This is a genomic window from Winogradskyella psychrotolerans (assembly GCF_018860545.1).
Lineage (GTDB): Bacteria > Bacteroidota > Bacteroidia > Flavobacteriales > Flavobacteriaceae > Winogradskyella > Winogradskyella psychrotolerans_A.
Genome location: NZ_JAHKPN010000058.1, coordinates 23,800 through 33,636, shown reverse-complemented (window position 1 = coordinate 33,636; position 9,837 = coordinate 23,800). Strand labels below are relative to the sequence as shown.

Sequence of the window (9,837 nt, the reverse complement as noted above, 5' to 3'; positions counted from 1 at the left end):
ATTCCTGCCTTCGCAGGAACGACAATTAGTCTTTTATATTTTTAAAAGAATAAAATATCCCTAACAACAATAAAATGCCCAAAATAACAGAACTCGCTAAAGCGACTTTGCTTCCTGTTTCTACAACTTGAGGTTCAAACTTAAACTCTATGGTGTGATTTCCTTTTGGTAAATCTAAAGCTCTTAATACGTAATTCACTCTAAAATGTGGTGTTAACGCACCATCAACATAAGCATTCCAGCCTTGTTTGTAATAGATTTCAGAAAACACCGCTACACCTTCGTATGTGTTATTTGATTCGTATTTTAAATAATTAGGTGTGAATTCCTTTAATTCAATAGACGCTAAAGAATCTAATTGATATGTTGTTTTTAAATTATTTTCAGACTGAACAGATTGTTCTAAAACAGCTGTCGTTTTGGTATTTAAACTATCTAACACCATAATTTCCTCATTGGCATTAGCAACAACTTTAAGTTTTGAGACAAACCAAGCATTGCCATTTGCATCTGTATTGGTGTATGGGAAAATTTGTCCTTGGTCCTCTGCTATAATATATTTAGTATTTAGCATGTTAAGCACATTCATGTTATTGTTATAGACATGAAAATTTAACAACTCCTCTACACGTCCTAATTTAGCCGCACTGTAGCCCATTAAAGAATTATGATAATACGCTGCCTTGGCTGGCATTCGCTGTCCATCATTAGACATATCCATCACTCTAAAATGACCTTTATCCTGTAATATTTCTTTATCAGCCTGATTCGGTTGATATGGTTTATCCACTTTAACCGCTGAAATAAAATCATTGTTATTTACATATTCTTTATCCACCGTGACCAAATCGAAAAGGATTAGCACAGCAAAAACAACCACGACCAAATTTTCTGATAATTTTTTCTTTAAGAATAAGAAAATTGTTCCTGCCGAAAGTAAAACTAAAATTAAAGTTCTTAAAGTATCAGCAGTCATTAAAGACTTTCTATCTTCAATAATGGCATCCACAAATGGTTGCCCATATGCACTAATATATTGATCATCCCTTAAGCCTTCAAAATCAAATAATGAAGATTTAAACAGTAAAAATAGTATCGCTAAACCTGCTGTAATTCCCACTGAATATTTTAAGGCTTTTAGTTTTTCTTCGTCTTTCTCAAAGTCATTAAATAAACGTGATAAGGCGAAAATCCCTAAAACTGGAATACACAATTCTAAAAGCACTTGGATAGAACTTACGGCTCTAAACTTGTTATATAATGGCACGTAATCAATAAAGAAATCTGTTAGAAAACCTAAGTTTTTCCCGTAAGACAATAATAATGACAAAATTGTACCACCAACAAGCCACCATTTTAATCTGCCTTTTACTAAAAATAGTCCTAGTACAAAAAGGAAAATAATAACGGCGCCAACGTAAGCAGGAGCTTCAACAATAGGTTGATCTCCCCAGTACATTGGTGCATTTCTCGCTGCATCTAACGCTTCAATTGGTGAAGCTCCTAAGTTAATATACGCCTTGTAGGTTTCAGAATCTTTACCGACATCTTCATAGTTGCCACCACCCATAAACTTAGGGATATAGAGGTTTAAAGTTTCTAAAATACCATAACTGTATTCGGTAATATAGTCTTTATCTAAACCGGTGGTAACTGCTTTTGGAGAACCATCAGGATTAATCGTTAAATCACTTTGACCACGCGCACTTTCTTTAACATACTCTTGCGTTGCCATTATATTTGTGGCATTAAGTCCTACAGCTAAAATGGCTGCCAAAGCCAATAATCCAACCGATTTAAAAAAATGAGGTAAAACTTTCTTTTTATAAGCATCAATCAAATACGCTAGGCCTAACACTAAAACCAAAAGTAAAAGGTAATAGGTCATTTGGAAATGATTGGCGACAATTTCTAACCCTAAAGCAATAGTGGTTAATAAAAATCCTAGGCTATATTTCTTTCTAAACGTCAATATAATACCGGCTAACGCCAATGGCATATAGGCAATAGCGTGTGCTTTAGAATTATGTCCAACACCAAGAATAATGATAAGATAGGTTGAAAACCCAAAGGCTATGGCACCAAGGGCAGCGAGTTTGAAGTCAACTTTTAAAGACAATAATAGAATATAAAATCCTATAAAATATAAGAATAAGTAATCTGCTGGTCGTGGTAAAAACCGTAAGGTTAAGTCGAGTTTTTTAATGTAATTATGCGGGTATTTTGCCCCTAATTGATAGGTTGGCATGCCACCAAAGGCACTATTAGTCCAATAGGTTTCTTCGCCTGTGGTTTTAGCAAACTCTTTTTGTTGTTGCGCCATACCAATGTAATGCATGATATCACTTTGGTTGATTTTTTTGCCTTGTAACACAGGACTAAAATAGGCTAAAGACAAAGCGACAAATCCTAATAAAATCAAGATATGCGGCAATAAACGTTTTATATTAAATGACATGAGAATGCTTTAAATTGACTAATTCTGAAAAGTAGTTATTTTTTTTGAAAAAGGGTATAGAATTCGTTTTTTCGAAAGAAATCTATTCATCAATTTCTTCGTAATCGATGTATTCTCCTAATTTTGGATTTGAAGATTTACTTTGATTCGGCATTTTATCAATAACGGTTTCTCCTTCCTTTTGCTTTTGTTTTTGCCTTTGTTGATTTGGGTTTTGGAAGCCTCCAAATTGGCCACCGAACTTCTCTTCTGCTTTTTTTGCTGCAAATTTCAACAGTATCGGGGCAAAAAGACGTGCCAGAATCTTAAAGCCGAAATAAACCAATAAAATAATTAAAATAGTTCTCAGTAATCCCATGACAAACATAATATAATCATCAAAAATACGATTATACTCATTTATAATCCGATTAAATTCCTTAAAAAAACTATAAAATATCTATATTTGACTTTAATCTACATAGACCAAATGGTTTTAAATCCATCACCAATGCGAATACTCAAATCAATACCTATATTAATTCTTGCTATCAGTTTTAATTCAGCTTACGGGCAATATACCGAAGTTATAAACTCTAATCGACCGGGTGTATCTAAAAGTGCTTTTTCTGTAGGAACAGGAATTGTTCAATTTGAAGCTGGTGCTTTTTCTGTAAAAGAAGAACATGCCCTTTCTAATTATGAGGTTTCAGGATTTGGTCTCGATTTTGGTTTAAGATATGGTGTCCTTTTTGAACAATTAGAATTATCGGTTGATGGTGTCTATCAGAATGATAATATTACCTACAATAATGCTTTAATTCCAATAGAAGAGAAGCGCTCTAATTTTAAAAGCTTCACGTTAGGTGCTAAATATTTGGTTTACGATCCCTATAAGAATATGGAAGAAGCAAAACCGAATTTATACAGTTTTCACGCCAACAGTAAATTTAATTGGAAATCCCTAATACCTGCAGTTTCTATTTATGCAGGAGCTAATTTTGATGCGAAAGACAATCCTTATACAGCTCCAGGAATTGAAGGTTTTAGTCCTAAAATAATGATTGCCACCCAAAACAATTTTAATAATGGTTGGGTTTTTGTAATGAATTTAATAAAAGATAGAATTGGTACAGATCAATCCGATTTTCAATATATTTTTACATTGACGCACTCGTTTACTCCACAATGGGTTGTATTTGGAGAAACACAAGGGATTAAAAGCGATTTTTACGCTGATAATATTTTTAGGTTTGGTGGTGCTTATCTTTGGACTAAAGATTTTCAGTTAGATGCTAATATAGCCTTTAATACTAAAGATACTCCTACTGTCTTCAATATTGCTTTTGGAGCTTCATATCGATTAGATTTCCATAAGGATAAAGAAATTGATAATGGAAATGGCAACAACGGTAATTTCAAGAAAAAGAAGAAAAAAGAAAAGAAAAAAGATAAGAAAACAGAGGATTTCGATTCTTAATTTATAGCTTTCAGACATACATGATAACGATTAAAGAAGCCACATCAAAAAAAGACTTAAAAGCCTTTGTTCAATTCCCATTTAAACTATATAAAGATTCTAAATATTGGATTCCACCTATAATTAAACAAGAGTTAGAAACTTTCAATAAGGATAAAAACCCAATATTTAAAGATGCCGAAGCACGATTTTTCTTAGCTTATAAATCGGGTGAAATTGTGGGTAGAATTGCTGCGATTATTAACTGGCTTGAAGTAGACAAACAAGGCATCAAAAAAATGCGTTTTGGTTGGTTTGATTTTATTGACGACTTAGAAGTGAGTAAAGCCTTATTATCTACAGTTGAAGATATTGGTAAAGCACATCAATTAAGTTACACGGAAGGTCCTGTAGGTTTCTCTAATTTAGACAAGGTTGGCATAATGACCGAAGGCTTTGATCACTTAGGAACCATGATTACGTGGTATAACCATCCGTATTACATTAACCACTATATGGATTTTGGTTATAGTGTTGAGAAAGCATATTCTGAAAGTAAATTTCCGTTTTCAAATGTTAAACCCGAATTTTTCAAAAAAGCTCAAGAACTTATTAAACGACGTTATAAGTTAAAAGCACTTAGTCTTACAAAAACGGAAGAAGTAATGCCATATGCCGATCGCATGTTTGATTTGTTTAATGAAAGTTATTCATCCTTATCCTCTTTTGTAGAAATTACGGATATTCAAAAAGAATATTTTAAAAAGAAATTTATCAGTTTTGTTAATCCGGAGTATATCAAATTTGTAGTTGATGAACACGATAAACTCGTTGGCTTTGCTGTAGTGATGCCCAGGTTTGCCAAAGCCTTACAGAAAGCAAAGGGGAAATTATTTCCATTCGGATTTTCTCACATTCTAAAAGCTAAAAAAAATAGCAAAGATGTTATATTCTATCTCATAGGAATTCATCCAGACTATCAAAATAAAGGAGTACATGCCGTTATATTTGATGAATATTATGAGACTTTTAAACAAAAAGGAATCGAAACTTGTTACAGAACTCCAGAACTTGAAGACAACGTAGCCATTAAACAAATATGGAAACACTTTGATCCCGAAGTTTATGTTCGAAGAAAAACACTACGAAAAGACTTGTAAAAACTAGTTGGTAGTTTACAAAAAAAGGTCATCACTTATAAGCGATGACCTTTTTTTATATGCTTAGGTAACTTTATTACTCACCCATTGCTGCCATTAATGCTGCAGACATTCTTTTATACGTTCCGTTAACCAATCGTTCTCTTATGGCATCAAAAGCATCTAATGTTTCTTTTACATCTTCTAATGTATGCGTTGCCGTAGGAATCATTCTTAATAAAATTAACCCTTTAGGTATTACAGGGTAAACTACTATAGAACAGAATATGCCATAATTTTCACGTAAATCTCTTACTAAAGCCATCGCTTCAGGAATACTTCCTTTTAAATATACAGGAGTTACACAACTTTGCGTTGTTCCAATATCAAAACCACGTTCTTTTAAACCTGACTGTAAAGCATTAACAATCGTCCAAAGATTCTTTTTCAGTTCTGGCATGGTGCGTAACATGTCCAAACGTTTTAATGCACCAACAACGAGTTGCATTTGTAAGGACTTAGCGAACATTTGAGAACGCAAGTTATATTTTAGGTAATCGATAATTTCTTGATCGGCTGCAATAAATGCTCCTGTACTCGCCATAGATTTCGCAAACGTTGCAAAATACACATCGATATCATCTTGAACACCTTGCTCCTCACCTGCTCCAGCGCCTGTAGCACCAAGTGTACCAAATCCGTGAGCATCATCTACAAAAAATCTAAAGTTGAATTTCTTCTTCAATTCAACTATTTCTTTTAAGCGTCCTTGTTCTCCACGCATTCCAAAAACACCTTCTGAAATCACAAGAATTCCACCACCTGTTTGCTCTGCCATTTTAGTCGCGCGCTCAAGGTTTTTTTCTAAGCTTACAATATCGTTGTGCTTATAAGTAAAACGTTTACCCATATGTAATCGCACACCATCAATAATACAAGCATGTGCATCTACATCATAAACAATAATATCATCTTTAGCGACCAAAGCATCAATTGTAGATACCATACCCTGATATCCAAAGTTCAATAAGTATGCAGCTTCTTTATGAACGAAAGCAGCAAGTTCACGTTGTAATTGTTCGTGCAAATCTGTATGGCCAGACATCATTCTGGCTCCCATTGGATATGCAGAACCGTATTTTACACCTGCTTCACCATCTACCTTCCTCACTTCAGGATGATTTGCTAAACCCAAGTAATCATTAATACTCCAGGTGATTACGTCTTTCCCTTGAAATGTCATTCTATTGGAGATTTCACCTTCAAGCTTAGGAAAAACAAAATATCCTTCAGCCTGAGCTGCCCATTTTCCAAGTGGTCCTTTATCTTTATAAATCTTTGCAAATAAATCCTTCATGCTGTAAGTTTGCTATTAATCAATGTATTACACAGAATTAAGCGTGTAATAAACCGTTAATTTTAATTAATTTAAAATAGTTAGTGCTCGCAAAATTAATTAATTATATTATGACTGCATAATTTATTTAATTAAGTATTAACTAAGTTTTGAACAATACCGTACGACCTCCTCTAATTATAAAAATCAATTCGCTTAACTCAAAAGATCTACCATTCTTATATTTTCTCTAAAACGTTTATTTACTAAAACACAACGCTTATATCTTTAACTGCCTCAGAAAAAGATTCTTTGTACTTTAGTAAATCATATCATAACTATTTTGATTTTATTTGATAGTTAATTTAAAAGGCGAATACCGAATTTTTAATATAAACATAAAACATTTATGAAGATTTTCGTTTTATTTCTAATTGTTTTAATTCTAACTATCTCTACTAATGCTTACTCGCAAACTAAAGCTATAGACAGTTTAAAAAACGAATTATCTCATCATAAAGAAAATGATACCACTAAAGTAAATTTGCTGAATAATTTGGCATTTTATTCTTTTCAAAGTGATTTGGAAGCCACCAAATTATATCTAAAAAATGCAGAAGAATTAAGCCATGATTTAGATTACGTTAAAGGGGAAGCAAAAGTTATATACATAAGCGGGATTCTTGAAAGTATAAAATCTAATCATAAATCAAGTTTAGACTATTTTAATAGATCACTAAAACTGTATGAATCCATTGATGACAAAGGTGGTATGGCATCAATCTATAATGCCTTTGGAAAGACTCATTTTTTTCAAGCTGAATACGACGAGGCTATATTCTATTATCTAAAAACATATGAAATTCATAAAAACCTAGAAAACAAAACTTACCTTATTACTAGCCTAATAAATATGGGGAATGTTTACGCTGAAACTGGACGATACGATGAAGCTATTTCAAATTACAAAAAAGCATTAAATATTAGCATAGAACTTAATGATGAAATTAACATTGCGACTATAAATTATAACTTAAGTATTCTTTATAAGGTACAAGGGAACTATCCATTGGCTATAGAATCTGCTAATAAGGCCATAGAATATAGAAAAACAAGTAAAGATACGCTTGGTTTAGCTCATATACTTAATAACCTAGGAACAATTTATACCTATTTAGAAAAACACGATACTGCTTTAGAATACCAAAACCAATCTTTAAAATTTTCATTACAAAAAGAGAACAAAGGGCTTGTGGCCTTAAACTATTCTAATATTGGGAATATTTATAAATCTAAAAAAGAGTATACTAAAGCACTTGAATTCTATAACAAATCTTTAAAAATAAGTCAAGATATTAATAATGTAAAACATGTTTCTGCTTGTTTTGTCAATATTGGAGAAGTTAAACTATCACTAAAAAAAACCGTAACCGCTAGAGAAAATTTTGTTAAAGCTAAATATATTTGTCAAAACGCAGGAATAAAAGATTACTTATCTTATAGTCTATTAGGGATTGCTGAAACTTATATACACGAAAAAGAATATAAAAAAGCACTTTCTTTTACTTTAAAGGGCAAGATAATAGCTGAAGAATTAAAACTACTTGAACAACAAAGGATTGCTTCAGAATTGCTAAGTAAAATATATGAAAACACAAACAACTACAAACTAGCTTTTGAAAATTTCAAACAATATAAGAGGTTAAATGATAGTATTTTCAATAAAGAAAATGTTGAAAAAATAACACAGTTAGAATATGATTACAAATACAAACAAGCTCTAGATTCTGCTAGTATAAGAGAATTAAAACTAACAAAAACGGTAACTGCAACATCTCTTAATTTAAAAAAAACACAACGTAACTATTTGTTGGCTATTATTGGTTTTCTTTTAGTTTCCATATTATCTGGTGCGTTTATTTACTATCAAAAATATAAAAATATTAAATCCAAAAATCAACATATTATTACGGAACAAAAATTATTGCGTTCTCAAATGACACCTCATTTCATATTTAACTCCTTGTCTGTTTTACAAGGTATGATTTTGAATAAAGAAAATAAAAAAGCCGTATTTTACTTGTCAAAATTCTCGAAATTATTACGAATTATTTTAGAAAATTCTAGAGATAAAATAGTTTTTCTTAATGAAGAGTTAGAAGCTGTGAATAATTATTTAGAGCTTCAAAACTTAGAGGAAAATGAAGCATTTCAATACACCATTTTAGTAGATGAAACAATAGACACTACGACATTTAAAGTGCCACCTATGCTTATTCAGCCATTTATAGAAAATGCTGTTGAACATGCATTTAAAAACCAAGAAGATAATCAGAAAATAGATGTTTGGCTTAAATATGTTAACAAAGAATTAATTTGTACTATTACAGATAATGGAATTGGTATTGATGCCGAAATAGAAAATAAGAAGGCAAATAAAAAATCTTTGGCAACGACTATAACATCTGAACGTTTAAAAGTTTTGTCTACAGATTTTAAAATGAAAGGGACTATTAACATTGAGGATAGAAAAAAATATAACAAACAAGGAACAATAGTGACTTTAGTGATTCCTTATAAAATTGACGTGACATCATGAAAGCATTGATTGTAGAAGATAAAGCATATATAAGAAAAGGATTACGTAATTTATTACAATTAATAGCTAAAGATATAGAGGTTATTGGTGAATGTGAATCTGTAAAAGAGGCTGTAATAGTAACCAATACTTGCCAACCTGAGTTGATATTTTTAGATATTAATCTTGTTGATGGTTCTGGTTTTAATTTTTTGGATCAAACTGACCACTTACGTTTTAAAGTTATTTTTATTACTGCCTATGAAGAGTTTGCTTTACAAGCCTTAAAAATTGGTGCTGTTGATTATCTTCTAAAGCCTGTAGATGTTGAAGAACTTAAAATGGCTATACAAAAAGTCACTGCATTACCATTCGCTACGCAAAATAAACAAATACAAACAGCTAAACAAATTTGGAATAATGAAGGCTATAAATTATTATTATCACTTCACGATAGTTATCAAGTTATAGATTTAAATGAGCTACTCTATTGCGAAACTGATAAAGGCTACACCACGTTTTATTGCCACGATAATAAAAAATATATGGTTTCAAAAACGTTAAAGGAATTTGAAAACCAACTTTCTAAAGCAAGTTTCACTCGTCCGCATCAATCATTTATGGTAAACTTAAAATTTATAGATAAATATGATAAGTCTGGAGCCATTCATTTAAAAAATGGTAAGAAAATACCAGTATCTACCCGAAAAAAAGAATCCTTTTTAGCGACCTTTCTTAATTGGAGCAATAAGTAATTAAGATTACAGCTGCTATAATGCTTATATCTAAATCATAGGTCATTACGGAACAATTTTTATTCTTTAACAATCATAAGACTACAATTTTGATTCGTTTATCGAGTAAAATTACATTCTTTATAATTCAAAT

At 31.5% G+C, this 9,837-nt stretch carries 7 protein-coding genes; 4 read left to right on the top strand and 3 right to left on the bottom strand.

What is annotated here, in order from left to right; all coding sequences use genetic code 11:
- Positions 1-25: 25 nt before the first annotated feature.
- The gene (locus tag KO515_RS18645; protein WP_215937858.1) at positions 26-2,458 is read right to left on the bottom strand and encodes a YfhO family protein; all 2,433 of its coding nucleotides are present in this window, start codon (positions 2,456-2,458) and stop codon (positions 26-28) included.
- Between the two features lie 82 nt (positions 2,459-2,540).
- Entirely contained in the window at positions 2,541-2,816 is a 276-nt protein-coding gene (locus tag KO515_RS18640) for a DUF4834 family protein (protein WP_215937857.1), read from the bottom strand.
- A gap of 132 nt (positions 2,817-2,948) precedes the next feature.
- Here KO515_RS18640 and KO515_RS18635 point away from each other — a divergent pair, with 132 nt between their 5' ends.
- Positions 2,949-3,917 (top strand): transporter, encoded by a 969-nt coding sequence (locus KO515_RS18635; RefSeq protein WP_215937856.1) that lies wholly within the window; start codon positions 2,949-2,951, stop codon positions 3,915-3,917.
- Positions 3,918-3,937: 20 nt separating this feature from the next.
- On the top strand, positions 3,938-5,056 hold the full coding sequence (locus KO515_RS18630) for a GTP cyclohydrolase (protein WP_215937855.1): 1,119 nt from the start codon (positions 3,938-3,940) through the stop codon (positions 5,054-5,056).
- Between the two features lie 76 nt (positions 5,057-5,132).
- Here KO515_RS18630 and KO515_RS18625 read toward each other — a convergent pair whose 3' ends face one another.
- Positions 5,133-6,392 carry an aminotransferase class I/II-fold pyridoxal phosphate-dependent enzyme gene (locus KO515_RS18625; protein WP_215937854.1) on the bottom strand — a complete coding sequence of 420 codons (1,260 nt, stop codon included), beginning with the start codon at positions 6,390-6,392 and terminating at the stop codon, positions 5,133-5,135.
- Between the two features lie 388 nt (positions 6,393-6,780).
- Between KO515_RS18625 and KO515_RS18620 the strand changes: the two genes are divergently transcribed.
- On the top strand, positions 6,781-8,970 hold the full coding sequence (locus tag KO515_RS18620) for a tetratricopeptide repeat protein (protein ID WP_215937853.1): 2,190 nt from the start codon (positions 6,781-6,783) through the stop codon (positions 8,968-8,970).
- A complete protein-coding gene (locus KO515_RS18615; RefSeq protein WP_215937852.1) occupies positions 8,967-9,704 on the top strand; it encodes a LytR/AlgR family response regulator transcription factor in 738 nt (245 codons plus the stop codon). The genes KO515_RS18620 and KO515_RS18615 overlap by 4 nt, the downstream gene beginning before the upstream one ends.
- Positions 9,705-9,837 lie beyond the last annotated feature (133 nt).